This window comes from Pseudomonas lundensis (assembly GCF_015377145.2).
GTDB lineage: Bacteria > Pseudomonadota > Gammaproteobacteria > Pseudomonadales > Pseudomonadaceae > Aquipseudomonas > Aquipseudomonas lundensis.
Window position 1 is genome coordinate 118,558 of sequence record NZ_CP062158.2, and the last position, 25,829, is coordinate 144,386.

General features: G+C 57.3%; 28 protein-coding genes and 1 pseudogene. 19 read left to right on the forward strand and 10 right to left on the reverse strand.

Features of this window, described 5'->3' with window-relative positions:
• Complete coding sequence (locus IF654_RS00755) at positions 1 to 234, reverse strand: DUF1127 domain-containing protein (protein WP_047278787.1); 234 nt, start codon at positions 232 to 234, stop codon at positions 1 to 3.
• Positions 235 to 415: 181 nt separating this feature from the next.
• On the opposite strand from IF654_RS00755, the gene IF654_RS00760 reads away from it, so the two are divergent.
• Both IF654_RS00760 and IF654_RS00765 read left to right on the forward strand, forming a co-directional pair.
• Positions 416 to 1,840, forward strand: coding sequence for an aminotransferase-like domain-containing protein (locus IF654_RS00760; RefSeq protein ID WP_047278785.1), 1,425 nt, complete (start codon positions 416 to 418; stop codon positions 1,838 to 1,840).
• A gap of 24 nt (positions 1,841 to 1,864) precedes the next feature.
• The gene (locus IF654_RS00765) at positions 1,865 to 3,421 is read left to right on the forward strand and encodes a phospholipase D family protein (RefSeq protein ID WP_047278783.1); all 1,557 of its coding nucleotides are present in this window, start codon (positions 1,865 to 1,867) and stop codon (positions 3,419 to 3,421) included.
• Here the strand turns inward: IF654_RS00765 and IF654_RS00770 are convergent.
• Both IF654_RS00770 and IF654_RS00775 read right to left on the reverse strand, forming a co-directional pair.
• Positions 3,418 to 4,563 carry an MFS transporter gene (locus IF654_RS00770; protein ID WP_047279578.1) on the reverse strand — a complete coding sequence of 382 codons (1,146 nt, stop codon included), beginning with the start codon at positions 4,561 to 4,563 and terminating at the stop codon, positions 3,418 to 3,420. The genes IF654_RS00765 and IF654_RS00770 overlap by 4 nt on opposite strands.
• 145 nt (positions 4,564 to 4,708) lie before the next feature.
• Positions 4,709 to 6,202, reverse strand: a complete 1,494-nt coding sequence (locus tag IF654_RS00775) for an aldehyde dehydrogenase (protein WP_047279577.1) — start codon at positions 6,200 to 6,202, stop codon at positions 4,709 to 4,711.
• A 236-nt stretch (positions 6,203 to 6,438) separates the two neighbouring features.
• Between IF654_RS00775 and IF654_RS00780 the strand changes: the two genes are divergently transcribed.
• From IF654_RS00780 to IF654_RS00795, 4 genes are all read left to right on the forward strand, one after another.
• Positions 6,439 to 6,801: a cupin domain-containing protein gene (locus IF654_RS00780; RefSeq protein WP_047278777.1), complete on the forward strand. Its 363-nt coding sequence runs from the start codon at positions 6,439 to 6,441 to the stop codon at positions 6,799 to 6,801.
• A gap of 215 nt (positions 6,802 to 7,016) precedes the next feature.
• The gene (locus IF654_RS00785) at positions 7,017 to 7,313 is read left to right on the forward strand and encodes a hypothetical protein (RefSeq protein ID WP_047278776.1); all 297 of its coding nucleotides are present in this window, start codon (positions 7,017 to 7,019) and stop codon (positions 7,311 to 7,313) included.
• Between the two features lie 60 nt (positions 7,314 to 7,373).
• Positions 7,374 to 7,673, forward strand: coding sequence for an I78 family peptidase inhibitor (locus IF654_RS00790; RefSeq protein WP_047278775.1), 300 nt, complete (start codon positions 7,374 to 7,376; stop codon positions 7,671 to 7,673).
• Positions 7,674 to 7,682: 9 nt separating this feature from the next.
• Entirely contained in the window at positions 7,683 to 8,294 is a 612-nt protein-coding gene (locus IF654_RS00795) for a hypothetical protein (RefSeq protein ID WP_047278774.1), read from the forward strand.
• A gap of 123 nt (positions 8,295 to 8,417) precedes the next feature.
• Here IF654_RS00795 and rpmG read toward each other — a convergent pair whose 3' ends face one another.
• Positions 8,418 to 8,573, reverse strand: a complete 156-nt coding sequence (gene rpmG, locus IF654_RS00800; protein WP_003437824.1) for a 50S ribosomal protein L33 — start codon at positions 8,571 to 8,573, stop codon at positions 8,418 to 8,420.
• 11 nt (positions 8,574 to 8,584) lie between these two features.
• Complete coding sequence (gene rpmB / locus IF654_RS00805) at positions 8,585 to 8,818, reverse strand: 50S ribosomal protein L28 (protein ID WP_018927492.1); 234 nt, start codon at positions 8,816 to 8,818, stop codon at positions 8,585 to 8,587.
• Positions 8,819 to 9,381: 563 nt separating this feature from the next.
• On the opposite strand from rpmB, the gene IF654_RS00810 reads away from it, so the two are divergent.
• Complete coding sequence (locus IF654_RS00810; RefSeq protein ID WP_094987323.1) at positions 9,382 to 10,968, forward strand: ABC transporter substrate-binding protein; 1,587 nt, start codon at positions 9,382 to 9,384, stop codon at positions 10,966 to 10,968.
• Between the two features lie 3 nt (positions 10,969 to 10,971).
• Here the strand turns inward: IF654_RS00810 and radC are convergent, their stop codons facing one another.
• Positions 10,972 to 11,646, reverse strand: coding sequence for a RadC family protein (gene radC / locus IF654_RS00815; RefSeq protein ID WP_047278772.1), 675 nt, complete (start codon positions 11,644 to 11,646; stop codon positions 10,972 to 10,974).
• Positions 11,647 to 11,769: 123 nt separating this feature from the next.
• On the opposite strand from radC, the gene coaBC reads away from it, so the two are divergent.
• The 4 genes and pseudogenes from coaBC (at position 11,770) to argB (ending at position 16,072) form a co-directional block, all read left to right on the forward strand.
• Positions 11,770 to 12,978 (forward strand): bifunctional phosphopantothenoylcysteine decarboxylase/phosphopantothenate--cysteine ligase CoaBC, encoded by a 1,209-nt coding sequence (gene coaBC, locus IF654_RS00820; protein WP_047278771.1) that lies wholly within the window; start codon positions 11,770 to 11,772, stop codon positions 12,976 to 12,978.
• A gap of 5 nt (positions 12,979 to 12,983) precedes the next feature.
• Positions 12,984 to 13,439: a dUTP diphosphatase gene (gene dut / locus IF654_RS00825; protein WP_047278770.1), complete on the forward strand. Its 456-nt coding sequence runs from the start codon at positions 12,984 to 12,986 to the stop codon at positions 13,437 to 13,439.
• 316 nt (positions 13,440 to 13,755) lie between these two features.
• Positions 13,756 to 15,141, forward strand: a pseudogene (locus tag IF654_RS00830) (phosphomannomutase/phosphoglucomutase); the annotation flags it as partial.
• A 25-nt stretch (positions 15,142 to 15,166) separates the two neighbouring features.
• The gene (gene argB / locus IF654_RS00835; RefSeq protein WP_047278764.1) at positions 15,167 to 16,072 is read left to right on the forward strand and encodes an acetylglutamate kinase; all 906 of its coding nucleotides are present in this window, start codon (positions 15,167 to 15,169) and stop codon (positions 16,070 to 16,072) included.
• 64 nt (positions 16,073 to 16,136) lie between these two features.
• Here argB and pyrE read toward each other — a convergent pair whose 3' ends face one another.
• Positions 16,137 to 16,778 (reverse strand): orotate phosphoribosyltransferase, encoded by a 642-nt coding sequence (pyrE, locus tag IF654_RS00840; RefSeq protein ID WP_047278761.1) that lies wholly within the window; start codon positions 16,776 to 16,778, stop codon positions 16,137 to 16,139.
• 83 nt (positions 16,779 to 16,861) lie between these two features.
• On the opposite strand from pyrE, the gene IF654_RS00845 reads away from it, so the two are divergent.
• Entirely contained in the window at positions 16,862 to 17,641 is a 780-nt protein-coding gene (locus IF654_RS00845; RefSeq protein WP_047278759.1) for an exodeoxyribonuclease III, read from the forward strand.
• Between the two features lie 228 nt (positions 17,642 to 17,869).
• A complete protein-coding gene (locus IF654_RS00850; protein WP_047278757.1) occupies positions 17,870 to 18,073 on the forward strand; it encodes a hypothetical protein in 204 nt (67 codons plus the stop codon).
• Between the two features lie 99 nt (positions 18,074 to 18,172).
• Here the strand turns inward: IF654_RS00850 and IF654_RS00855 are convergent, their stop codons facing one another.
• Both IF654_RS00855 and rph read right to left on the reverse strand, forming a co-directional pair.
• Positions 18,173 to 18,547 carry a DUF4870 domain-containing protein gene (locus IF654_RS00855; RefSeq protein WP_047278755.1) on the reverse strand — a complete coding sequence of 125 codons (375 nt, stop codon included), beginning with the start codon at positions 18,545 to 18,547 and terminating at the stop codon, positions 18,173 to 18,175.
• A 32-nt stretch (positions 18,548 to 18,579) separates the two neighbouring features.
• Positions 18,580 to 19,302: a ribonuclease PH gene (rph, locus tag IF654_RS00860; RefSeq protein WP_047278753.1), complete on the reverse strand. Its 723-nt coding sequence runs from the start codon at positions 19,300 to 19,302 to the stop codon at positions 18,580 to 18,582.
• A gap of 284 nt (positions 19,303 to 19,586) precedes the next feature.
• On the opposite strand from rph, the gene IF654_RS00865 reads away from it, so the two are divergent.
• The 6 genes from IF654_RS00865 (at position 19,587) to IF654_RS00890 (ending at position 24,911) form a co-directional block, all read left to right on the forward strand.
• Positions 19,587 to 20,450: a YicC/YloC family endoribonuclease gene (locus IF654_RS00865; RefSeq protein WP_047279569.1), complete on the forward strand. Its 864-nt coding sequence runs from the start codon at positions 19,587 to 19,589 to the stop codon at positions 20,448 to 20,450.
• A 13-nt stretch (positions 20,451 to 20,463) separates the two neighbouring features.
• Positions 20,464 to 21,084, forward strand: a complete 621-nt coding sequence (gmk, locus tag IF654_RS00870; RefSeq protein WP_047278749.1) for a guanylate kinase — start codon at positions 20,464 to 20,466, stop codon at positions 21,082 to 21,084.
• A gap of 168 nt (positions 21,085 to 21,252) precedes the next feature.
• The gene (gene rpoZ / locus IF654_RS00875; protein WP_016782707.1) at positions 21,253 to 21,516 is read left to right on the forward strand and encodes a DNA-directed RNA polymerase subunit omega; all 264 of its coding nucleotides are present in this window, start codon (positions 21,253 to 21,255) and stop codon (positions 21,514 to 21,516) included.
• Positions 21,517 to 21,576: 60 nt separating this feature from the next.
• The gene (gene spoT, locus IF654_RS00880) at positions 21,577 to 23,682 is read left to right on the forward strand and encodes a bifunctional GTP diphosphokinase/guanosine-3',5'-bis pyrophosphate 3'-pyrophosphohydrolase (RefSeq protein WP_047278746.1); all 2,106 of its coding nucleotides are present in this window, start codon (positions 21,577 to 21,579) and stop codon (positions 23,680 to 23,682) included.
• A gap of 34 nt (positions 23,683 to 23,716) precedes the next feature.
• Positions 23,717 to 24,097, forward strand: a complete 381-nt coding sequence (locus tag IF654_RS00885; RefSeq protein WP_019828190.1) for a RidA family protein — start codon at positions 23,717 to 23,719, stop codon at positions 24,095 to 24,097.
• 70 nt (positions 24,098 to 24,167) lie between these two features.
• Entirely contained in the window at positions 24,168 to 24,911 is a 744-nt protein-coding gene (locus IF654_RS00890; RefSeq protein WP_194862837.1) for a hypothetical protein, read from the forward strand.
• A 44-nt stretch (positions 24,912 to 24,955) separates the two neighbouring features.
• Here IF654_RS00890 and IF654_RS00895 read toward each other — a convergent pair whose 3' ends face one another.
• A complete protein-coding gene (locus IF654_RS00895) occupies positions 24,956 to 25,813 on the reverse strand; it encodes an NAD-dependent epimerase/dehydratase family protein (protein ID WP_194862836.1) in 858 nt (285 codons plus the stop codon).
• Positions 25,814 to 25,829 lie beyond the last annotated feature (16 nt).

A 25,829-nucleotide genomic window follows, 5' to 3' on the forward strand; every position in this document is an offset into this window, starting at 1 on the left:
TTACGAGCGCCAGAACGGCTTGCAACCTTCGTGTTGCGCCATGGTGCGGCTCAGCCCTATGTCGCGCAATTGCTGATCGTCCATCGACAGCAATACGCGACGGGTGCGTGAGCGGTGCCAGAACAGGCCCCAGCGACTGAGACCGGCCGGGGAGCTGGGCCGTTGATAAACCTCCCGCTCCTCTAGCAGTTGCGGGCCGTGCAGTGTCAGACGTACATCGCTCAAACCATTCATCTTCAGGTTCCTTTTGCCTCGGTGGCTACGAGTCAAAAGGATGGCCCTGATCGCGAAACCATGACAGATTCACCGAACTGTTTTTGCGTGCATACAGATGCGGCTTTGTGCCGTTGAATTCCTTAAATGGGCAGCATCTGTACTGGTTTTTAACGTTCGAACCCTTGCCGGGAGTGCTGTCATGACCCTTTACGTCAACCTCGCTGACCTGATTGGTACGCGGATCGAGCAGGGCTTTTATCGACCGGGCGACCGTCTGCCGTCAGTGCGTGCGCTGAGCGCCGAGCATGGGGTCAGCTTGAGTACCGTGCAGCAGGCATACAGGTTGCTGGAAGACAACGGACTGGCCTCGCCGCGGCCCAAATCCGGGTATTTCGTACCGATGGAGCGTGAGCTGCCTGCGTTGCCGGGGATGGGCAAGCCCGCCCAAAGGCCGGTGGAAATTTCCCAGTGGGAGCAAGTCCTGGAGCTGGTCCGCTCGGTGCCGCGCAAGGACGTGATTCAGCTGGGCCGCGGCATGCCTGACGTCACCACGCCGACCATCAAGCCGTTGCTGCGTAGCCTGGCGCAACTGAGTCGCCATCAGGACTTGCCCGGTCTGTATTACGACACGGTGTATGGCGTGCTGAGCTTGCGTGAGCAATTGGCGCGTTTGCTGCTCGACTCTGGCTGCCAGTTAGGGCCTGACGAACTGGTGATCACCACGGGCTGTCATGAGGCGCTGTCGTGCAGTATTCGCGCCGTGTGCGAGCCGGGGGATATTGTGGCCGTGGATTCTCCGAGCTTTCATGGCGCCATGCAGACCCTCAAGGGGTTGGGCATGAAAGCGCTGGAGATTCCCACCGACCCGTTGACCGGTATCAGCCTGGAGGCGCTTGAGCTGGCGCTGGAACAGTGGCCCATCAAGGCCATTCAGGTTACCCCCAGTTGCAATAACCCCTTGGGGTACATCATGCCCGAGCCCCGCAAGCGGGCTTTGGTGGCATTGGCACAGCGCTTCGATGTGGCGATCATTGAGGACGATGTTTACGGCGAACTGGCCTACACCTACCCTCGCCCGCGCACGATTAAATCCTTCGATGACGAAGGACGCGTCCTGCTTTGCAGCTCTTTTTCAAAGACGTTGGCACCGGGCTTGCGCATTGGTTGGGTCGCGCCCGGCCGCTATCTGGAACGGGTGCTGCACATGAAATACATCAGCACCGGGTCCACGGCGCCGCAGCCGCAACTGGCGATTGCCGACTTCTTGAAAAATGGACATTTCGAGCCACATTTGCGCAAGATGCGCGCGCAATACCAGCGTAATCGCGACCTGATGCTGGGTTGGGTGAGCCGTTATTTTCCGCCGGGCACTCGTGCCAGTCGGCCGCAAGGCAGCTTTATGTTGTGGCTCGAACTGCCAGAGGCATTCGACACCTTGCGGCTTAATCGCGTGTTGTTGGAGCAAGGCGTTCAGATCGCAGTGGGCAGCATCTTTTCGGCTTCGGGCAAGTACCGGAACTGTTTACGAATGAACTACGCAGCCAAGCCTACGTCCCAGATCGAAGACGCTGTACGCAAGGTCGGCATGGCAGTCAGCCAGTTGTTGTCAGAACACCCCTTTTAACCTTGCGATGATTGGATTGAGGTCTTGCCGTTGAAATCACTGTGCGCAGTTTTGCTGAGCGTCTTGCTGGGAGGCTGCGCCACGTTGGACGTGCCCCGCGGGCCGAGTCAGGCCATCCCGGCGGCGAAATCCTCCTTCGGGCGTTCCATTGAACAACAGGCAGCGCCCTATCAGGGGCGTTCGGGGTTTCGCCTGCTTCCCAACAGCGGCGAAGCCTTTCGCGCGCGGGCCGAGTTGATTCGCAACGCGCACACCAGCCTCGACTTGCAGTACTACATCGTGCATGACGGTTTGAGTACGCGGATGCTGGTCGATGAGTTGTTGAAGGCGGCCGATCGCGGCGTGCGGGTGCGGATTCTGCTAGATGACACGGCCAGCGACGGGCTCGACGAACTGCTGGCGACGCTCGCGGCGCACCCCAATGTGCAAATCCGGCTGTTCAATCCCTTGCAGCTTGGACGCAGCACCGGCGTGACGCGAGCCATGGGGCGGCTGTTCAACCTGTCGCGTCAGCACCGGCGCATGCACAACAAGCTGTGGTTGGCCGATAACAGCGTGGCCATTGTGGGCGGGCGCAATCTGGGCGATGAGTACTTCGACGCCCAGCCCGACCTGAACTTCACCGACATTGATTTGTTGAGCGTCGGGCCGGTCGCTGAACAGCTCGGGCACAGTTTCGATCAGTACTGGAACAGCGCGTTAAGCCAGCCCATCGGGGATTTTGTCTCGTCGCGCCTGTCCCGGCGCGAGCTGTCCAAGGCCCGAAAAGAGCTGGAGGCGTCACTCAGCCAGGCGCAACGGCGCAACCCGGCGCTCTATGAGCAGTTGGCGTCGTATGAAACCAACCCGCAGCTGGCGGTCTGGCGCAAAGAGTTGATCTGGGCCTGGAACCAGGCCTTGTGGGATGCGCCGAGCAAGGTGTTGGCCAAGGGTGAGCCCGACCCGCATTTGTTGCTGACAACACAGTTGGCGCCGGATCTGGCGGGCGTGGGGCAAGAGCTGATTTTGATTTCTGCCTACTTTGTGCCGGGCGAGACCGGGCTGGTGTACCTGACCGGCCGCTCCGACGCCGGGGTCGATGTACGTTTATTGACCAACTCGCTGGAAGCCACTGACGTCCCCGCGGTGCATGGCGGCTATGCGCCGTATCGCAAAGCGCTGCTGGAGCATGGGGTCAAACTGTACGAGTTACGTCGCCAGCCGGGCAGTACAGGCGGCAGCGGCCCGCATCTGTTCAAGACCAGCCTGAGTTCCGATTCGAGCCTGCACAGCAAGGCGATGATTTTCGATCAGCAAAAATCCTTTATTGGCTCATTCAACTTCGACCCCCGTTCCGGGCTGTGGAATACCGAAGTGGGTGTGTTGGTCGACAGCCCTGAATTGGCGGCACAGGCCCGTAAGTTGGCGTTGCAGGGGATGTCGCCCGCCTTGAGTTATCAGCCGGTGCTGGAGGACGGAAACATCGTCTGGCAGACCGAAGACAACGGGCAATTGCACACCCTGAAGCGTGAGCCGGGCAATTGGTGGCGCCAGCTTAATGCGTGGTTCAGCAAGCGTGTCGGCCTGGAGAAGATGCTCTAGGCGGCCGACTGTTCGGCGCCAAACGCGCCCTGACGCAACACCAGAATCACCAGCCCGAACGCCCCGGCCGCCATGAACAAAGGCAGCGCATGGCCACTGACCCATTGGCTGCCCGCCCCTGCCGCCAGCGGGCCAATCAGGCAGCCGATGCCCCACAGCTGGGCCACGTGGGCATTGGCGCGCACCAGCGCATCGTCGCGGTAACGCTCGCCGATCAGGATCAGCGACAACGTGAACAACCCCCCGGCACTGGCGCCGAACATCACCCACACCGGCCAGATCAACAGCGTATCGATCAGGAGCGGCACGGCGAGGCTGGACAGCATCAGCACGGCGGCGCATGCCGTGAACAAGGAGCGGCGCGACAGTTTGTCGGCCAGCGCACCAATGGGCAGTTGCAGCAAGGCATCTCCGACCACCACGGTACTGACCATCGCCAGCGCGATGTCGGTGGTGAAGCCTTGGCGCAGGCAATACACCGGCAACAGCGTCAGAATCATCGCCTCAAAGGCTGCAAACAGCGCGACAGCCCACGCGATGGCCGGCAAGCCGCGACAAAAACCGAGTAGATCGCTGAAGGTCACGCTGCAGGATTGCGTCACGGGGGCGCCATCGCGGCCCATCAGCAGCAACGGCGAGAGTGTCAGCAACGCGACGCCGATCCAGAAGCCGTAATCGTTTTCAGACCCCACCACCCCCAGAAGCAAAGGCCCGGACAGTTGGCTCAAGGCATACGCGCAGCCGTACAAGGCCACGAGGCGGCCTCGCCATTGCTCGGTCACTAACTGGTTGATCCAGCTCTCGCCGAGGATAAAGATCACGGTGAGCACCACCCCGATCAACAGCCTCAACACCAGCCATACGGGATAACTGGGCAACAAGGCCAACAACCCGATGGACAGCGCGCCGCACCACAGGCACAAGCGCATCAACCCTGGCGTGCCGAAGCGTGCCGCGAGCTTGCTGGCAATGCTGGCGCCGACCAGTACCCCAATGGCGGGCATGGCTGCCATCACACCGATGGCAAATCCGCCGTAGCCCCAGCTTTCGAGGCGCAGCGACACCAGCGGCATGCTGACGCCGAGCGCGAGCCCGACGCTCAGGACCGAAGCCAGCACCGCAAAATAAGTCGCCCAACGCATGGGGGTGCTCCTGTGGATCACGGGGTTTCTGTGTGTTCAAGCAACTGTGGGAGCGGGCAGGTCTGCGATGGGTCTGCCGTTGGGCAGGGTCATCGCGAGACTCGCTCGCTCCCACAGGGGTGGTGCGACGGTAAGGTCGGGTGTGTTACAGCTTGATCCAGGTGGATTTCAGTTCGGTGTATTTGTCGAACGCGTGCAGCGATTTATCGCGACCGTTGCCTGACTGTTTGAAGCCACCAAAAGGTGCGGTCATGTCGCCGCCATCGTATTGGTTAACCCAGACGCTACCGGCGCGCAGTGCCTTGGCGGTCAGGTGAGCCTTGGAAATATCGGCGGTCCACACCGCTGCTGCCAGACCGTAAGGCGTGTCGTTGGCGATCTGCACCGCCTCTTGCGCCGTGTCGAAGGTAATAACCGACAGCACCGGGCCGAAGATTTCTTCCTGGGCGATTTTCATCGCGTTGCTGACACCGTCGAAGATGGTCGGCTCGACGTAGGTCCCGCCGGTCTCTTGCAGGATCTGGTTACCCCCGGCGACCAGTTTGGCGCCTTCGGTATGGCCCGATTTGATGTACGACAGCACGGTGTTCATTTGCTGTGTATCAACCAGTGCGCCGACGGTGGTGGCCGGATCCAGCGGGTTGCCCGGCTTCCAGCCTTTGAGGGCTTCGATCACCAGCGGCAGGAATGTGTCTTTGATCGAGCGCTCGACCAACAGGCGCGAGCCCGCCGTGCAGACTTCGCCCTGGTTGAAGGCAATGGCGCTGGCAGCCGATTCGGCGGCCGCTTGCAGGTCAGGTGCGTCGGCAAAGACGATGTTCGGGCTTTTACCGCCCGCTTCGAGCCAGACGCGCTTCATGTTGGATTCGCCGGCATACACCATCAGTTGCTTGGCGATTTTGGTGGAGCCCGTAAACACCAGGGTGTCGACGTCCATGTGCAACGCCAGCGCCTTGCCGACGGTGTGGCCGTAACCCGGCAAAACGTTGAACACGCCAGCCGGAATGCCCGCTTCGACGGCCAGTGCGGCGATGCGGATGGCTGTCAGTGGCGATTTTTCGGACGGCTTCAGGATGACGGAGTTACCGGTGGACAGCGCAGGACCGAGCTTCCAGCAGGCCATCATCAGGGGGAAGTTCCACGGCACAATGGCGGCAACCACACCGACTGGTTCGCGTGTCACCAGGCCCAGTTGATTGTGCGGAGTCGCGGCCACTTCGTCGTAAATCTTGTCGATGGCTTCGCCGCTCCAGCTCAGCGCGTTAGCGGCGCCGGGGACGTCGATGCCCAAGGAGTCACTGATCGGCTTGCCCATATCGAGGGTTTCAAGCAGGGCCAGTTCTTCAGCGTTTTGCTTGAGCAGGCCCGCGAAACGGATCATGGTGGCTTTGCGCTTGGCCGGTGCCATGCGTGACCACACGCCCGAGTCGAAGGTTTTGCGCGCGTTTTCAACGGCGCGTTGTGCATCTGCGGCATCGCAGCTGGCAACCTTGCCCAGCAAGCGGCCATCGACCGGGCTGAGGCACTCGAACGTTTCATTGGAGACCGCGGCGGTGTATTCACCGTTGATGTAGGCGCGACCTTCGATTTTCAGCTGTTGGGCCCGTTGTTCCCAATCAGCACGCGTCAGGGTGGTCATTCGAGTGTCCTCCTCTTATTGATATACATGCACCACGGTTTCACGCGGCACCTCAGGAATGCTGTCCAATCCATTGATGTGATCGGCACAAGACATGCGCCACCCTAAACCAGTGGCTGTGAGACTTTCAATATATTTGACACGCGTGTCGTAAACGGCGTGGCTTGTTCGTTTTAATAAACATAGACTTTGGCCTTTCTGGCCACACACACCGCAATTTCGGGGGGACAAGCACCATGAGCATCGAAACGATCGTCGATTTCAACACCGCCAATACCGAGGCTGAACGCTTTCGCCCGGCACCGGAGAAGGTGCTCAAAGGTGACCCGGAGCAAGTTATCCACAACCATTACGACAGCCCCTGCGGGCAAATGAACGCGGGTGTGTGGGAAGGGGCGGTGGGTCAGTGGACGGTTAAATACACCGAACACGAATATTGTGAAATCTTGCAGGGCGTTTCAGTTTTACGTGACGGGGAAGGTAATGCCAAAACCCTGAGAGCAGGCGACCGGTTTGTCATACCGGCGGGGTTTGAGGGCACGTGGGAAGTGCTTGAGGCGTGTCGGAAAATTTACGTCGTGTTTGAGCAAAAACGCTGAGAGTGACGAGTTAGAGCGTTGCCCAAAGCCTTGCCATCGATAATGGCAGGGCTTTTTTGTGTCCGGTTGAATGGGGAGACAGGACGAATTCAGTTACAGCTCGACGCCCGCCCTATTGGAAAATACATCCAGACTTTTAAGTGTGCAGCGGTTGATTATATAAACCGGCACGTGGGCTGAATTCGCCCCCTAACTTATCTCAATAAGGAACTACTATGAACGCGTTAACGGTAACGAAAAACACGGCTTTAGCGGCCATTATTACCGCGGTCTTTATGTCTGCGCCGGCCATGGCTGCGGAGGGTGGCAAGTGCAGGACTGATATTGCCTACAATTCTGTCGTGCCCCTTGATGCCACGCCGGAAAACTTCGAAATGTTGCGCAAGGTCTATGAAGCGAAAGACATTCGCGTCGAGCGCAAGGGCGTCGCCTATACAACGGAGTTCAATGAGAATCGTCTGAGAATCGGCGTGGGTGCGGATAATAAAGTGAGTTATTACCGCTGCGGGTAATGGGTGTGAGTCAACGTTTATCAGGATTAATATTTTTGTTGAATTTTACAAGGAAGTGAAATGAACACGTTATTCAATATGAAAAAAGCAGCCATTGCGTGCTTGGTCGTTTTGGGTGCAGGAAGCGTCCAGGTATCGGCTTCAGAAAGGGAGCCGGGAAAATGCAGCCTGGACTTCGCCCTGACCTATATCCTGCACGCTGCAACTCCGGAGTTTGTAGAAAGCATGCGTCAGCGCTCCGGCGCGACGGTCGTTCGGGTTGAGAGGCCCGGCGAGGGCTACACGAAGGAGTACAACGCAGATCGGCTACGCGTCATCGTCAACAAAAACAACATTATTCAAGGTTATCGGTGCGGTTAAGGGTGACGTATGAAAAGCACACTGAAGGCGGAAAATTGCTTTTGTGCAGATGTTTACTGGAAGGGTAAAGACCAGGTACTGCATAAAGTTGCTGCCACCATGAATAATCAGACCGTGTTTAAAAATAACGACGGTTGGTTGTTTGCTGGCAAAGATAACTATACAAAGCGCTTAAGTAATGGAATGGTCTGGGATCGTTACTTGGTGCAGTTAAGTTTTTGGTTTGGTTGTTATGTATTTGAGGATGGTCGGCACTTGTATCGTATCGCCGCCTTTACTCGCCACCTTGAACAGCCTGATGCCAGAAATCACCGTTTTAATGGGCATCATGTTGATATCAGTAAAAACGGGTTTTTAGGTTTGTATGACGTTCATCCCGACTATATTGACGGCGGGGAGTATTTAAACAAATTGTTGTTCCAACTTGATAACCTCGGTACTGAGGCTTTAAACATGGGGCAAGTTGTTGAGCATGTGCAGTTGACCAGCCCTTACGGGCGTCAGGTTAAAGTAGTGGACGATGAGGGTTACCCTTTGCTGAGTGAAAGCGGGGCGGGAGAAGCGGGTTCGTTTACCCTCAAAGTGCTTGAGGTGGGGCAGGGGTTACCGTTTTCAGGTTGAGGTTTTCAACCTCAAGGGCTGACGCTACCTGTCACCACTCATGCTGAGGTTTGCTTTGGCATGAGCCACAAAAAAGGCCCGTATCGTGAGATACGGGCCTTCTTTGTAAAGAAGAAAAATCAATTACTTGATTTTGGCTTCTTTGTAGATCACGTGCTTGCGAACCCGCGGATCGAATTTTTTGATTTCGATTTTGTCCGGAGTGGTGCGCTTGTTCTTATCAGTGGTGTAGAAATGGCCTGTACCAGCGCTCGACACCAAACGGATCAATTCACGCATGATTAGCTCCCTTAGATCTTGCCATCGCGGCGGATTTCAGCAAGTACGACATCAATGCCGCGCTTGTCGATGATACGCATGCCTTTGGCAGATACGCGCAGACGCACAAAACGCTTCTCGGACTCGACCCAAAAGCGGTGATGCTGCAGGTTCGGCAGGAAACGACGACGGGTTTTGTTATTTGCGTGGGAAATGTTATTCCCAGTCACCGGACCCTTACCGGTAACTTGACAGACTCTCGACATGCCTCAGCCCTCTAAAACCACATGCCCAACCCGGCATGGGTTGGCCGCTTAATCTCTCAGTCATTTGGCGCTAGGCGCCGCGTTTCTTTAAGGGTCTTACCGGTTACGCCTACAAACGAAGGAACCGGGCCCCTAGAAAAGAGCGCTGCTTTATACCAGAAAGACTATTGAGCAACAACATGCAGTGTGATTTGCATTGATTGATAAAGGCGGCATTCTAGCGACAATCCGCGCTAAAGCCTATGCCCTGTGGGCCCTTACCGCTCGTCGCTGGGTTAAAGGTTTCAGGTGCAACGGGGGGCGTGTTTACGTTCAAGGCGCAGGTCGAGCCGTGACGCGACTGCGATCGTGAATACAAAAAACCGGTGTCCGGCCAATTTTCCCAGCCTTCTGAGGCTTCACTCGGGAACGAGTTGCGCTTTACAGGAGTCACTTGCGCTATAGATCAGGAGGGTCTGTTTCCGTTTCATGGCCGCTTGCAATGAAGCGCGAACAGACCCTAGGGTAGGCCTTTTCCAGACTGCGCCTGCAGATGGGCCAACGACTTGCCAAGGAAACCAACCATGCGCCTCGCTGCCGCCCCCTTATTGTTCTTTTTTTGTTTGGCACCGTTGGCGCACGCCGCCACGTTGAGCGTCTGCACCGAAGCCAGCCCTGAAGGGTTCGATGTCGTGCAATACAACTCGCTCAGCACCACCAATGCGTCTGCTGACGTGCTGATGAACCGTCTGGTGGATTTTGATGCACAGGCCGGCAAGTTAGTGCCAAGCCTTGCGCAAAGCTGGTCAGTGTCCGCTGACGGCCTCGTGTACGACTTTAAATTGCGTCCGGACGTCAAGTTTCACACCACGCCCTACTTCACCCCTACGCGCGCGCTGAATGCCGACGATGTGCGCTTCAGTTTTGAGCGCATGCTGGATCCTGCCAACCCTTGGCACAAAGTGGCGCAAAGCGGTTTTCCTCACGCACAGTCTTTGCAACTGCCTGCACTGATTAAAAGTATCGAGACCCCGGACCCTCAGACTGTCCGCTTCACCCTCACCCATCCGGATTCAACCTTCCTGCCAGCGTTGAGCATGGGCTTTGCTTCCATCTATTCGGCCGAATACGCCGACAAATTACTGAAGGCGGGTACGCCTGAAAAAATGAACAGCCAGCCGATCGGCACCGGGCCGTTCGTGTTTTCGCGCTTTCAGAAGGATGCCGTGGTGCGCTACAAGGCCAATCCTGACTATTTCGCCGGCAAGCCCAAGGTGGACGGGCTGATCTTCGCAATTACTCCGGATGCCAACGTCAGGCTGCAAAAGCTGCGACGCAATGAATGTCAGATTGCGCTCTCGCCCAAACCGCTGGATGTTGAAGCCGCAGCCAAAGAGGCCACGTTGAAGGTGGCGCAAACGCCTGCATTCATGACGGCTTTCGTGGCGATCAACAGTCAGCATCCACCGCTGGACAAACCCGAAGTGCGGCAGGCGATCAATCTGGCTTTTGACAGAAACTCCTACTTGAAAGCGGTGTTTGAAAGCGGCGGGCAAGCGGCCAAGGGTGTTTATCCCGCAACCACCTGGAGCTACGCCAAGGATTTGCCGGAGTATCCCCATGACCCGCAAAAAGCCAAGGCATTATTGGCCAAGGCCGGGCTCAAGGACGGCTTCAGTACAACGATCTGGACGCGTCCGACAGGCAGCGTGTTGAACCCCAATCCGAGCCTGGGAGCGCAACTGTTGCAAGCGGATTTGGCGAAGGTCGGGATCAAGGCCGATATTCGGGTGATCGAATGGGGCGAGTTGATACGCCGCGCCAAGGCGGGTGAGCACGATTTGCTGTTTATGGGCTGGGCGGGGGACAACGGCGATCCGGATAACTTCCTGACGCCGCAGTTTTCCTGTGCGGCCGTGCAGTCCGGGACCAACTTTGCGCGTTATTGCGACAAGACGCTGGACAGCTTGATCAGTGAAGGCAAACGCCTGAGCGATCAGGACAAGCGCAGTGCGCTGTATCAGAAGGCTCAGGCACAGATTCAACAGCAAGCGTTGTGGCTGCCACTGGCACACCCAACGGCTTACGCGCTGACGCGTAAAGACGTACAGGGTTATCAGGTGAGTCCATTTGGCCGTCAGGATTTTTCGTCGGTCAGCCTCAAGCCTTAACCCTCACATCCACCCATGTTCGACCATGGACAGCGGCTCGCCGTCGCCGACAATGAAATGGTCGAGCACCCTCACTTCGATCAGGTCCAGCGCCTCTGTCAGGCGCTGGGTCAGCGTTTTGTCGGCTTCGCTGGGTTCCGGAACGCCGGAAGGGTGGTTGTGACAAAAAATCACCGCGGCCGCGTTATGCGCCAGTGCGCGCTTTACGACTTGGCGCGGGTACACGCTGGCGCTGTCGATCGAGCCTCTGAACAATACTTCAAACGCCAGCATGCGATGTTTGGAATCCATAAACAGGCAGCCGAACACCTCGTGGTGCTCATGACGCAGCAACGATTTCAGGTAATCGCGCACCGCTTGCGGGCTCTCCAGCGCGGAATCGCGACGCAAGCGTTCGGCCAAGTGACGACGTCCCATCTCCAGCACCGCCTGCAACTGGCTGAACTTGGCAGGGCCTAGCCCAAGTTGTCGGCTGAACGAGCCCAAGTCGGCTTCCAGCAGTGCTCGCAAGCTGCCGAATTCAGCCAATAAGTGACGTGCCAGATCCACTGCGCTTTTGCCGGTGACTCCCGTGCGCAGAAAGATAGCGAGTAACTCGGCGTCTGAAAGGCTGGCTGATCCTTGCTCTAAAAGTTTCTCCCGCGGACGCTCGGCTGCGGGCCAATCCCTAATGCTCATAACACCTCCATGTCAGTGGGCGCCGCTGTTCCATAGCAGGCGCTGTGTTATCTTAGCCCATCATTTTTGCGTGGCATTTGGCCATTTTCCGCGCAGTCATCATCGAACTAAAAAGGCAGGCCTATGCAGCGGCTGTATCGAAAACGCATTGTTTTGGGCGTCGGCGGCGGCATTGCTGCTTACAAAAGTGCAGAGCTGGTTCGCCGTCTGCTGGATCAGGGCGCTGAAGTGCGGGTAGTGATGACCCGTGGTGGCAGTGAGTTCATCACGCCGCTGACCATGCAAGCCTTGTCCGGCCACCCGGTTCATCTCGATCTGCTCGATCCGGCCGCCGAGGCTGCCATGGGTCACATCGAACTGGCCAAATGGGCCGATCTGGTGCTGATCGCGCCTGCGACGGCTGACCTGATTGCCCGTCTGGCGCAAGGCATCGCCAACGACTTGCTGACCACCCTTGTGCTCGCGACTGACGCTACGGTTGCCATTGCGCCCGCGATGAACCAGGCCATGTGGCGTGACCCGGCGACCCAGGCCAACACTCAACTGCTGCAAACCCGTGGGGTAAAAGTGTTTGGGCCAGCTTCCGGCAGCCAGGCCTGTGGAGACGTGGGTTTTGGTCGCATGCTTGAGGCTGATGATTTGGTGAGCTGCGCCGCCGAATGCTTCCAGCGTCAGGTATTGACAGGCAAGCACGTGTTGATTACGGCCGGCCCGACCCAGGAAAACATCGACCCGGTGCGTTACATCACGAACCACAGCTCCGGGAAAATGGGCTTTGCCCTGGCCGAAGCGGCCGTGGAGGCCGGTGCCCGTGTCACCTTGATTACCGGCCCGGTGCATTTGCCGACGCCTGATCGGGTCAACCGAATCGATGTGGTCAGTGCGCGAGACATGCTGGCAGCTTGCGAGGCCGCGATGCCTTGCGACATCTTTATTGCCTCGGCTGCGGTTGCGGATTACCGGCCGGAGGTGATCGCGCCGCAAAAACTCAAGAAAGACCCTACAAGTGGTGACGGTCTCTTGCTGCAAATGGTCCGTAACCCGGACATTCTCGCCACCATCGCCTCGCGCCCGGATCGTCCTTTCAGTGTCGGTTTTGCTGCCGAAACCGAGCACTTGCTTGACTACGCCGCGCGCAAGCTCAAAGACAAAAACCTCGACCTGATTGTGGCCAACGATGTGGCTAACCCCAGCATTGGCTTCAACAGCGAGGAAAATGCGTGCAGCGTGATTGATCGCCAACTGCATGCCACCGTGTTTGCTCAGACCAGCAAGGGCAAGATTGCCCGTCAGCTGGTCACATTTATCGCCGAACGTCTGAACCAGGTTTAACTCGTATGCACGCTTTACAAGCCAAAATTCTCGATCCACGCATTGGCAACGAATTCCCGTTGCCGCAGTACGCCACTCCAGGCTCCGCCGGTCTCGACCTGCGCGCCATGCTCAAAGAAGACACCGTGCTGGAGCCGGGGCAGACCCTGCTGATCCCGACCGGTCTGTCCGTGTACATTGGCGATCCGGGCCTGGCCGCGCTGATTTTGCCGCGTTCGGGCCTGGGCCATAAGCACGGTATTGTGCTGGGCAACCTGGTGGGGTTGATCGACTCGGACTATCAGGGTGAGTTGATGGTGTCGTGCTGGAACCGTGGTCAAACCGCGTTCAATATCGCAGTCGGTGAGCGCATCGCTCAACTAGTGCTGGTGCCTGTGGTGCAAGCGCATTTCGAGTTGGTTGAGACCTTTGACGAAAGTCAGCGTGGCGCAGGCGGTTTTGGCCATTCCGGCAGCCTCTGACTATGCTGCATCGGGCCGGGCGCCCTGCCCGGCCTTAATTGATCGCGTGGTAATTCAGGATGAAGTTCGCGCCCGTAGTGTTCCCGTATTCATTACCTGAGCGGATGGCGGCCCTTTGCCACAAGGGCAATGATGCCAATTGGCCTCACGAACTCTCCCGTAAAAACGCCGTCCAACCCTGCAGTTTGCGTTCAATCGCTGACGGTGCGCTGACGTCGACACGTCCGGCCACCGGGTCGGCATTTGTGTGCCTGAGCATTTCAGCGCATGCCCCAAATTCCCTGAAAGTGGAGTACCCCTTGTAATGAGCAGCCCAACTTCGGTCGCCCCTGCATTCCCTGACAGCATTTTTCGTGCTTACGACATACGTGGCGTAGTTCCGGAGACGTTGACCGCTGAAACGGCCTACTGGATAGGTCGCGCAATTGGCGCTGAAAGCCTGGCCAAAGGTGAGCCCAATGTGTCGGTCGGCCGTGATGGCCGTCTTTCTGGCCCAGAGTTGGTCGAGCGTTTGATTCAAGGTGTGGCTGACAGTGGCTGTCATGTCAGCGATGTGGGGCTGGTGCCGACACCCGCGTTGTATTACGCCGCCAACGTGTTGGCTGGCAAGTCCGGTGTGATGCTCACGGGTAGCCATAACCCTTCGAACTACAACGGGTTCAAAATCGTGATTGCGGGCGATACGTTGGCCAATGAGCAAATCCAGGCATTGCATACGCGCCTCAAGACCAACGATCTGACGTGGGGCGTAGGCAGCATCGCGAAAGTCGAGATTCTGGAGCAGTACGCGACGCAAATTACCCGTGACATCAAGCTTCAAAAGCGTCTGAAAGTGGTCGTTGATTGCGGTAACGGCGCGGCAGGCGTGATTGCCCCCCAATTGATCGAGGCCCTCAATTGCGAAGTCATCCCGTTGTTCTGCGAGGTGGACGGGCATTTCCCGAACCATCACCCGGACCCGGGCAAGCCGGAAAACCTTGTGGATCTGATCGCGAAGGTCAAGGAAGTCGGCGCTGATCTGGGCCTGGCCTTTGATGGTGATGGCGACCGTGTCGGCGTCGTAACCAATACCGGGACCATGGTCTTTCCCGATCGCCTGTTGATGCTGTTTGCCCAGGATGTGCTGGTACGTAACCCGGCCGCAGAGATCATTTTTGACGTCAAATGCACGCGCCGCCTGATTCCTCTGATCAAGGAATATGGCGGTCGCCCCTTGATGTGGAAGACCGGTCATTCGTTGATCAAAAAGAAAATGAAAGAGACGGGTGCATTGCTCGCGGGCGAAATGAGCGGCCACATCTTTTTCAAAGAGCGCTGGTACGGTTTTGATGACGGCATTTACAGTGCTGCGCGCCTGCTGGAAATCCTCAGTCACCGCCAAGAAAGCGCTGAAGAGGTATTTGCGGCATTCCCGAACGATATTTCTACGCCTGAGATCAATATCGATGTGACGGATGAGAGCAAATTCAGCATCATTAGCGCCCTGCACGATGCCCAATGGGGTGAGGCCGCCGAGCTGACCACCATTGATGGTGTGCGGGTCGATTACCCGCATGGCTGGGGCCTGGTTCGCGCATCCAACACCACGCCGGTGCTGGTGCTGCGATTTGAGGCGGATACCGAGGCCGAACTGCAACGTATCAAGGATGTTTTCCACGCCCAACTCAAGCGTGTGGCACCTGATCTCCAACTACCGTTTTGATCGACTTGTCCTACCGGAGCCCTGAATGACCCTCGAACGTGATGCCGCCTCCAACGTCGCCAAGGTTTTGTCCGAAGCGCTGCCCTACATTCGCCGCTATGTCGGCAAGACGCTGGTGATCAAATACGGCGGCAACGCAATGGAGAACGATGACCTGAAAACCGGTTTCGCCCGTGACATCGTGTTGATGAAGGCGGTCGGGATCAACCCGGTCGTCGTTCACGGTGGCGGCCCGCAAATCGGGGATCTGCTCAAGCGGCTCTCCATCGAGAGCCACTTCATCGATGGCATGCGTGTCACTGATGCGCAAACCATGGATGTGGTTGAAATGGTGCTGGGTGGGCAGGTCAACAAGGACATCGTGAACCTGATCAACCGCCACGGCGGCAGCGCCATTGGTTTGACCGGTAAGGACGCGGAGCTGATTCGCGCGAAAAAGCTGACAGTTACCCGTCAGACGCCGGAAATGACGTCGCCGGAAATCATCGACATTGGTCACGTGGGTGAGGTGGTCGGGATCAATACCGACTTGCTGCACATGCTGACCAATGGTGATTTCATTCCGGTGATCGCGCCGATTGGTGTGGGTGCCAATGGCGAGTCTTACAACATCAATGCGGATTTGGTTGCCGGCAAAGTGGCCGAAGCGTTGAAGGCTGAAAAGCTGATGTTGCTGACCAATATCGCGGGGTTGATGGACAAGCAGGGCAACGTCCTGACCGGGTTGACCACCTCTCAGGTGGATGACCTGATCGCTGACGGTACGATCTACGGCGGCATGCTGCCGAAGATTCGCTGCGCACTGGAAGCGGTGCAAGGCGGGGTGACCACGGCGCACATCGTGGATGGTCGTGTGCCGAATGCGGTCTTGCTGGAAATCTTCACCGACACGGGTGTCGGCACGCTGATTACCAACAGCAAAACGGTGTAAGCCGCACCAAATAAAAAGGCCTCGCCCGACGATCTCGGGCGAGGCCTTTTTTATGGGCGGCGGGTTAGATCCCGTACTGCGCCCGATAGGCTTCAACGGCCGGTAAATGCTGTTTGAGCGCTTCATCATCCGCCAGGAACTGCAAAACCTGGGTGAGAGAAACAATGCTGACGACAGGAATGCCGAAGTCGCGCTCGACCTCTTGAATGGCTGACAACTCGCCATTGCCGCGTTCCTGCCGGTTAAGCGCGATCAATACACCGGCAGCCCGGGCGTCTTGAGCGCCAATGATTTGCATCACTTCACGGATGGCAGTGCCAGCGGTGATCACGTCGTCGATGATCAGTACATTGCCTTCCAGTGGGGAGCCGACCAGACTGCCGCCTTCGCCATGGGCCTTGGCTTCTTTGCGGTTGAAGCACCATGGCACATCACGGTCATGATGCTCGGCCAGCGCCACGGCGGTGGTCGCTGCCAAAGGAATACCCTTGTAGGCCGGGCCAAACAGCACGTCGAAAGGGATGCCGCTGTCTACGATGGCGGCGGCATAGAAGCGTCCCAGCTGTGCCAGCGCAGAGCCCGTATTGAACAGGCCGGCATTGAAGAAGTATGGGCTGGTGCGCCCGGACTTCAGGGTGAACTCGCCGAAGCGCAAAACGCCGCGATCGATGGCAAAACGGATGAAATCGCGCTGATACGCTTGCATGAAAAAAGCCCCTGAATACCGCGGATTTAGCTAAATAGTAAGACGGCGTGTATCATACACGCACGTGATTTTTGGGGCCATTTATGCGGATCATCAGTGTGAACGTTAATGGTATTCAGACGGCAGTCGAGCGCGGTTTGCTCAGTTGGCTGCAAGCTCAGAATGCCGACGTTATTTGCCTGCAGGACACCCGCGCCTCCGCCTTTGAATTGGACGATCCGGCCTACCAGCTGGATGGCTACTTTCTTTATGCCTGCGAAGCTGAAGTCCCTGCCCAAGGTGGTGTGGCTTTGTACTCGCGGTTGCAGCCGAAAGCGGTCATTACTGGGCTCGGCTTCGAAACCGCCGATCGCTACGGGCGCTACCTGCAAGCCGATTTCGACAAGGTCAGCATCGCGACCTTGCTGCTTCCTTCGGGGCAGAACGGCGATGAAGACTTGAATCAAAAATTCAAGCTAATGGACGATTTCGCACGCTATCTGGATAAACAGCGTCGCAAGCGTCGCGAGTACATCTACTGCGGCTCGCTGTATGTGGCGCAGCAGAAACTTGACATTAAAAACTGGCGTGACAGCCAGCAGTCTCCCGGCTTTCTGGCGCCCGAACGTGCCTGGATGGACGAGATTGTCGGCAACATGGGCTATGTCGATGCCCTGCGTGAAGTCAGCCGTGAAGGCGATCAGTACAGCTGGTGGCCGGATAACGAACAGGCCGAGATGCTTAACCTCGGCTGGCGTTTCGACTATCAGTTGCTGACACCCGGCCTGCGCCGTTTTGTCCGTAGCGCTCGGATGCCGCGTCAGCCACGGTTCTCGCAGCACGCGCCCTTGATCGTGGACTACGACTGGACGCTGACTATCTAAGTATTCAGTCGCCGTCAGAAGAATGCCCGTTTTGAGAGAAACGGGTTTTTTTTGTCAAAAATACGAGAGCGGGTCGACTGATGGCCTGACCTGTCAGGGATTACATGGAGATACGTTTCGAGGGTGCTCTGCAAAAAAAACGATAAATATATACCGCGGAGTGAGCTGGCAAACCCTAGAGAATGGCGTGGTCCAGTAGGACATTTCATACATTTAAGGGATTAAAAAATGAACAATGAACAAGTTTCCCAGCTCATCAGCCATTTGATTGGCACCCGTTACGTACCTAGCGTCAAAGCCTATATCAGCGAACTGACGGGCCGCACCCGTGTCGTCGGCGTCAACGAAGTGTCTACCAAAGAGTTCGACACTGACCGAATCAACATTAAAGCTGATGACAACAATTGCATTGTGTCCTTTCAGTTCGGTTGATAGCTGATACACGGCCAAACAAGCATTAAAAAACCCGCACCTTTCGGTGCGGGTTTTTTAATGGGAGCGAGGTAAATTCTGCTGAATGTGCTGGCACATTTACTTGATCGGCCGCCACGTGAAGGGATAACGGTAAGCCACGCCATCATTGGCTTTGACTCCGGCGATCACCACCAGCACCACCGCCCCAATCAACACCAGTCCAAGCAACGCGAAACCGATCAGGATAAACATCAGGACGTAACAAATGGCCGAAGCAATCGCTACCGTGATCTGAAAATTCAGCGCCTCTTTGCCTTGATCGTCGATGAACGGATCGCTTTCGCGCTTCATCTGCCACAGGATCAGTGGGCCGATCAGGCTGCCAAACGGAAACCACATTCCGAGGAACGCCGAGAAGTGACAAAACATGGCCCACTGCCGAGCTTCGCGGCTCGGGCCCGGCTCGGTTTTTGACAGGTCCAGCTCACTCATGGCGTTCTCCGAAGGGTTAACGAAAGGGGTTATCAGTCTGCCAGTGCGGCGTGTTGCAGTGCAAAAATGTCAGTCATGCCTTTTTGAGCCAGTGCCAGCATGGCGTTCAGCTCGTCTGGCTGGAACGGCGCGCCTTCGGCGGTGCCCTGCACTTCGATGAAGCCACCGGTGCTGGTCATCACGACATTGAGGTCGGTTTCGGCAGCCGAGTCTTCAGGGTAGTCGAGGTCAAGCACGGGCTCGCCCTGATACATGCCAACCGATACCGCGGCGATCATTTGCTTGATCGGGTCGCCGCTCTTCAGGCCACCACGTTTTTTGATCACTTTCAGCGCGTCGACCAGGGCAACCATGGCGCCAGTAATCGAAGCGGTACGGGTGCCGCCGTCTGCCTGAATCACATCGCAGTCGACATAAAGAGTGATATCGCCCAGTTTGGACATGTCCAGTGCTGCGCGCAGGGAGCGACCGATCAAGCGCTGGATTTCCAGGGTGCGGCCACCTTGTTTGCCACGGCTGGCTTCACGCTGGTTACGGTCGCCCGTGGCGCGTGGCAGCATGCCGTACTCTGCGGTCAACCAGCCCTGACCCTGACCTTTGAGAAAGCGTGGAACGCCGTTCTCGACGCTGACGGTGCAAATGACTTTGGTGTCACCGAACTCGACCAGTACAGAACCCTCTGCGTGTTTGGTGTAGTTGCGGGTGATGCGGATCGGACGGAGCTGATCGGCAACGCGACCACTTGGACGTTTCATGTGGGATACCTGTACGGGACGGAAAACTGGCGAGCATTATAAAGGCCATAGACCGGCAGGGTCACATCTAAAACCTCCCCGCGGTGTGTAGGAGGCAACCGTTTAGGCTTTCAGTTACAGCAATTGAAGACGAATCAGCACAACGTGCAGCGTTTCAATGACCGGCGGGTGATGACGACGTGAGTTTTGCGACAGACGTCATTTGGGGGCATCCCCCGCACTGCGCTACAATCCGCCGCCTTAATGGCCACTTGGCTTAATTCATCAGACCGCGAGGTACCTCCATGGTGCATAGCATGACCGCCTTTGCCCGCGTCGAAAGCGCTGGCACTCAAGGCACCCTTAGTTGGGAGCTGCGTTCGGTCAACAGCCGCTACCTGGAGCCGCATCTGCGTCTGCCCGAGTCTTTTCGGGATCTGGAAGGCGCGGTGCGCGAAGCGCTGCGTCAGGGCATTTCGCGGGGCAAACTGGAATGCACGTTGCGTTTCACTGAAGAAACCACGGGCAAGCCGTTGCAGGTTGATCGTGAGCGCGCCGCGCAACTGGTTGCGGCTGCAGAGACTATCGCCAGCCTGATTAAACAACCCGCTGCGCTGAACCCTTTGGAGGTCCTGGCCTGGCCTGGCGTCCTGGTGGCCGATGCGACCGATCCGCAAGCACTGAATTCGCAGGCACTGGCTTTGTTCAAGCAAGGTCTGCAAGAGCTCAAGCTGGGTCGTGAGCGCGAAGGCGCCGAGCTGGCACGGCTGATCAGCGATCGTCTGACCGCCATCGAAAGCGATGTTGAAACCCTGCGTGAGCTCGTGCCGCAGATGCTGGCAACCCAGCGTCAAAAAGTGCTCGACCGTTTTGCTGACATGAAGGCTGAGATGGACCCCCAGCGCCTTGAGCAGGAAATGGTCATGCTGGCGCAAAAAAGTGACGTGGCCGAAGAGCTTGACCGTTTGAGTACCCACCTCCTTGAGGTGCGGCGTGTGCTCAAGTCCGGTGGTGCCGCGGGCCGGCGCCTGGATTTTCTGATGCAAGAGCTTAACCGTGAAGCCAATACACTGGGCTCCAAGGCTTTTGATCCCCGCAGCACGCAAGCAGCGGTCAACCTCAAAGTGTTGATCGAGCAGATGCGTGAACAAGTACAGAATATTGAGTAAGGCTTCCCCTGACATGACCCACAGCACTGGCACCCTTTACATCGTTTCTGCACCTTCGGGCGCAGGAAAAACCAGCTTGGTGAAGGCGTTGATCGACCTTGAGCCGCAAATCCGCGTCTCGGTTTCGCACACCACGCGGGCGATGCGTCCGGGTGAAGTCGACGGCGTGAACTACCACTTCGTCGAGCGCGAAGAATTCGTGAAAATGATCGAGCACGGCGACTTTCTTGAGCGCGCAGAAGTGTTCGGCAACCTCTATGGCACGTCCCAAAGCCATTTGCAGCAGACGCTGGATGAAGGTCACGACCTGATTCTGGAAATCGACTGGCAGGGTGCCGAACAAGTGCGCAAGTTGATGCCGCAGGCGCGTTCGATCTTTATCCTGCCGCCCAGCCAGCAAGCATTGCGTGAGCGTCTGGACAATCGCGGGCAGGACAGCGATGAAATCATTGACGGTCGCATGCGCGAAGCGGTGAGTGAAATGAGTCACTACGTCGACTATGACTACCTCATCATCAATGATGACTTTGCGCTGGCGCTGGAGGATTTGAAGGCTATTTTCCGTGCCAATCGCCTCCAGCAGAAGCGTCAGCAGCAGCGTTATGGCAAATTACTGGCCGAACTGCTCGGCTAAAGGGCTCTTCCCAAAACACCTGTAAGGCCTTTACATTGGCGCTTACAGACGGTTTTGGGAGAGCGCTCGAAAAATCAGCGCTTCCCTAATGGCTGGTGATTTTTTAAACTGTTTAGTCCGCTCGCCCATCCGGGCAGCGCGCATATTGCATTTGCTACGAGGAAGACCATGGCCCGCGTAACCGTTGAAGACTGTCTAGAACACGTGGATAACCGCTTTGAGCTGGTCATGCTGTCTACCAAGCGTGCCCGCCAACTGGCCACCGGTGGTAAAGAGCCGCTGGTTCAGTGGGAAAACGACAAGCCTACTGTTGTAGCCCTGCGTGAAATCGCTGAAGGCCTGATGAGCTACGAGTTTATCGCCAACGCTGAAATCGTCGAAGACGAACCGCTGTTTGCAGCGTTCGAGGACGAGTCCAACGAGGCGAACTAAGCCTATGCCCGGTCGACGTAGCACGGCGAAGGGTACACAGTTTTGGCAGGAGGCTTACTCTTGCCGAGCATAGACGCCCTCGCCGATCGCTTGTCGGCGTACCTCGGCCCGGACCAGGTCAATCTGGTCCGCCGAGCGTACTACTACGCAGAACAAGCCCACGACGGCCAACGCCGCCGTAGCGGCGAACCTTATGTCACGCATCCGCTGGCAGTCGCGAATATCCTTGCCGACATGCACATGGATCATCAAAGCCTCATGGCGGCGATGCTGCATGACGTCATCGAAGACACCGGTATTGCCAAAGAGGCGCTCGTCGCGCAGTTCGGCGAAACCGTGGCAGAACTGGTTGATGGTGTCAGCAAGCTGACCCAGATGAACTTCGAAACCAAAGCCGAAGCCCAAGCCGAAAACTTCCAGAAAATGGCCATGGCCATGGCGCGGGACATCCGCGTGATTCTGGTCAAACTGGCTGACCGTCTGCACAACATGCGTACCCTCGAAGTGTTGTCCGGCGAGAAACGCCGGCGGATTGCCAAGGAAACCCTGGAAATCTACGCACCCATTGCCAACCGGCTGGGCATGCACAACATTCGTATCGAATTCGAAGACCTCGGTTTCAAGGCGATGTACCCGATGCGTTCGGCGCGCATCTATCAGGCCGTCAAACGTGCCCGGGGCAATCGCAAGGAAATCGTCAACAAGATTGAAGAGTCGCTGAGCCACTGTCTGGCCGTTGATGGCATTCAGGGCGAAGTCAGTGGTCGCCAGAAACACATCTACGGCATCTACAAGAAGATGCGCGGCAAGCGTCGGGCGTTCAACGAGATCATGGACGTTTACGCGTTCCGCATCATCGTTGATAAGGTCGATACCTGTTATCGCGTGCTGGGTGCTGTACATAATTTGTACAAACCCCTGCCGGGGCGCTTCAAAGATTACATTGCCATACCCAAAGCCAACGGCTATCAGTCGCTGCATACCACGCTGTTCGGCATGCATGGTGTACCGATCGAGATTCAGATCCGTACCCGTGAAATGGAAGAAATGGCCAACAACGGTATTGCCGCCCACTGGTTGTACAAATCCAGTGGCGACGAGCAACACACCGGCACCCATGCCCGCGCACGGCAATGGGTCAAAGGCGTGCTTGAAATGCAACAGCGCGCAGGCAACTCCCTCGAATTCATTGAAAGCGTGAAAATCGACCTGTTCCCGGACGAGGTTTACGTATTCACGCCCAAAGGCCGGATCATGGAGCTGCCAAAAGGCTCCACGGCGGTCGACTTTGCGTACGCGGTACACACTGACGTGGGCAACAGTTGCATTGCCTGTCGGATCAACCGTCGTCTTGCGCCGCTGTCCGAACCGCTGCAAAGCGGCTCCACGGTCGAGATTGTCAGTGCCCCCGGCGCCCGCCCGAATCCGGCGTGGCTTAATTTTGTGGTGACAGGCAAAGCCCGTACCCACATCCGTCACGCCCTCAAGTTGCAGCGTCGTTCCGAGTCGGTGAACCTCGGCGAGCGGCTGCTCAATAAGGTGCTCAACGGTTTTAACAGCTCGCTGGACAAGATCCCGGCCGAGCGTGTGCAGGCGATGCTCAACGAATATCGCCTGGAACAGATCGAAGACTTGCTCGAAGACATCGGTCTGGGCAATCGCATGGCTTACGTCGTCGCCCGCCGCCTGATGGGCGAAGGTGAGCAGTTGCCAAGCCCGGAAGGGCCGCTGGCCATCCGTGGCACCGAGGGGTTGGTGCTCAGCTACGCCAAGTGCTGTACGCCTATTCCGGGCGACCCGATCGTGGGTCATTTGTCTGCGGGCAAAGGCATGGTTGTGCACTTGGACAACTGCCGCAATATCAGCGAAATCCGCCACAACCCCGAGAAGTGCATCCAGTTGGCATGGGCCAAGGATGTAACGGGCGAATTCAACGTCGAATTGCGCGTCGAGCTGGAGCATCAGCGCGGCTTGATCGCGCTGCTGGCCAGTAGCGTGAACGCCGCCGACGGCAACATCGAAAAGATCAGCATGGACGAACGCGATGGTCGAATCAGCGTGGTCCAACTGGTGGTCAGCGTGCACGATCGCGTGCACCTGGCTCGCGTGATCAAAAAACTGCGTGCCCTTACCGGGGTTATCCGCATCACTCGGATGCGTGCATAGGCCGTCTACCTGCGGCCATTACAAGGAGTCAATCATGACCAAGACTGTTATCACCAGCGACAAGGCACCTGCGGCCATCGGTACTTATTCCCAGGCGATCAAAGCTGGCAATACCGTCTACATGTCCGGTCAAATCCCGCTGGACCCAAAAACCATGGAACTGGTTGAAGGCTTCGAAGCCCAGACCATCCAGGTGTTTGAAAACCTGAAGTCGGTGGCCGAAGCAGCAGGCGGTTCGTTCAAGGATATCGTCAAGCTGAACATCTTCCTGACTGACTTGAGCCACTTCGCCAAGGTCAACGAGATCATGGGCACTTACTTCGAACAACCTTACCCGGCTCGTGCAGCCATTGGTGTTGCAGCCCTGCCAAAGGGTTCGCAGGTTGAGATGGATGCCATTCTGGTTATCGAGTAATGCCCCTCGGCGCAGCGTCCTCATGCTGCGCCAACTCCCCCGCTTTTCCCCGTTTTAAAAGGATTCCACCATGCGCAAAGCGTTAGCCTTGTCACTGCTCACCGTTTTTCTGGGTGGCTGTGCCAACGAACCCGCCCACCGCGATGTCAGTGGTATCTGGATCAACCAGGCTGCGATTGATGCAGCTGCCCAAGGTGGCAACCTGCGTGAAGCGTTGCTGACTTACGGTCCCAACCTTGAGTGGGACATTGACACCCAGCGTGCTCAAGCCCGCTACACCAATGGTTTCGAACGTGTCGAAGGCAAATTGCAGCCCGAAGCCAAGGGTGTGTGGCAGGTTAATTTTTATGGCAGCACGGCAACGGCCTTGAGTGTGGAGGGCGATGAGCTCATCCAGGCTGCGGCTGACGCCGACCCTCAGCAATCTTTCGTACGGTCACGCGTCAATGTGATGGCCGCTGACCCGCTTGGAACCAGCTTCGAAAAAGCGCTCAAAGCAGCTTACCTGGGTGGCCCGTGGCGCATTCAGAGCGGCGCTGGGCAAGGTGGTACGGTGACGTTTACACCGGGTGGCCAGCTCACGGGGTTGCCGGGCATGAATGCCTACGCGCTGTGTCTGGCGGGCGATTGTGCGTCGATGAGCGGGGAATACGACAGCCTGTGGCTGCAGCAGGGCGATGCGGGCGCCGCTCACATTTTCGTGCGTAAAGGCAAGCAGCTCGAAATCTTTGAAGCGCTGGATGCATCGCAACCTGACGAAATGCCTCAGTTGTATCCGGGCAAGCGTGAATGGGTGCTTGAAAAACAGAGTTAAGCGTACGCGGGAGCCAGATTAACAGCTCCCGCCCTTGCCTATGATTAAGCCTGCCCTGCCAGAATTGCCGCATAACCTTCACGGTAGCTCGGGTAGCGCGGTTCCCAGCCCAATGCCCTGGCCCGCGCGTTGCTGCACCGCTTGCTACCTGCGCGTCGCACGCTAGCTTCGTCGCTCCATTGTGTGACGCCCAACTGCCCGCGCAGCCAGTCGACCACATCTGCCAGCGGTGCAGGCTCGTTGTCGACACCGATGTAACAATCGTCCAGCTTTTTGCCCTGCCGGTGCGCTTCCAACAAAAAGGCCAGTAACCCGCCTGCATCGTCCGCATGGATGCGATTGCCATACAGCGGCGGATCACGCTCTACGCGATAGCCTTTGCGCACTTGCCCCAGCAGCCACTCCCGGCCCGGTCCATAAATGCCGGTCAGGCGTACAACGCTGGCGGGGATGCCGCTGTTCAACGCGAGCTGTTCGGCATCGAGCATGATGCGGCCTGAATACCGGGTGGCTTCGGCCGGGGAGGTCTCATCGACCCAGGCCCCGTTTTGCTGCACATACACACCGCTGCTGGAGACAAACAACAAGTGCTTGGGGTGCTGGTTGTGCTGTTTCAGCCAGCTCAAGGTGTGGGTGAGGGCTTGCACATACGCCGCTTGATAGCCCGCTTCGTCATGCTCGGTCGCGGCAACGCTATAGACGACGTAATCAATCTGTTCAGTGGGCCATTGGGCCGGGCACTGCGCGTTGAACAGATCAGCAGGAACGCCGATCACCCCCTTGGGCAGTCGATCAACGGAGCGTCGCAATCCGTACACCTTCCAGTCGGCATCCATCAGCTGGGCAGCAAGTCGGCTTCCGACATCGCCACAGCCGACGATCAAAACAGTGCCTTTGGTCATCTCAAACTCCTAAAGA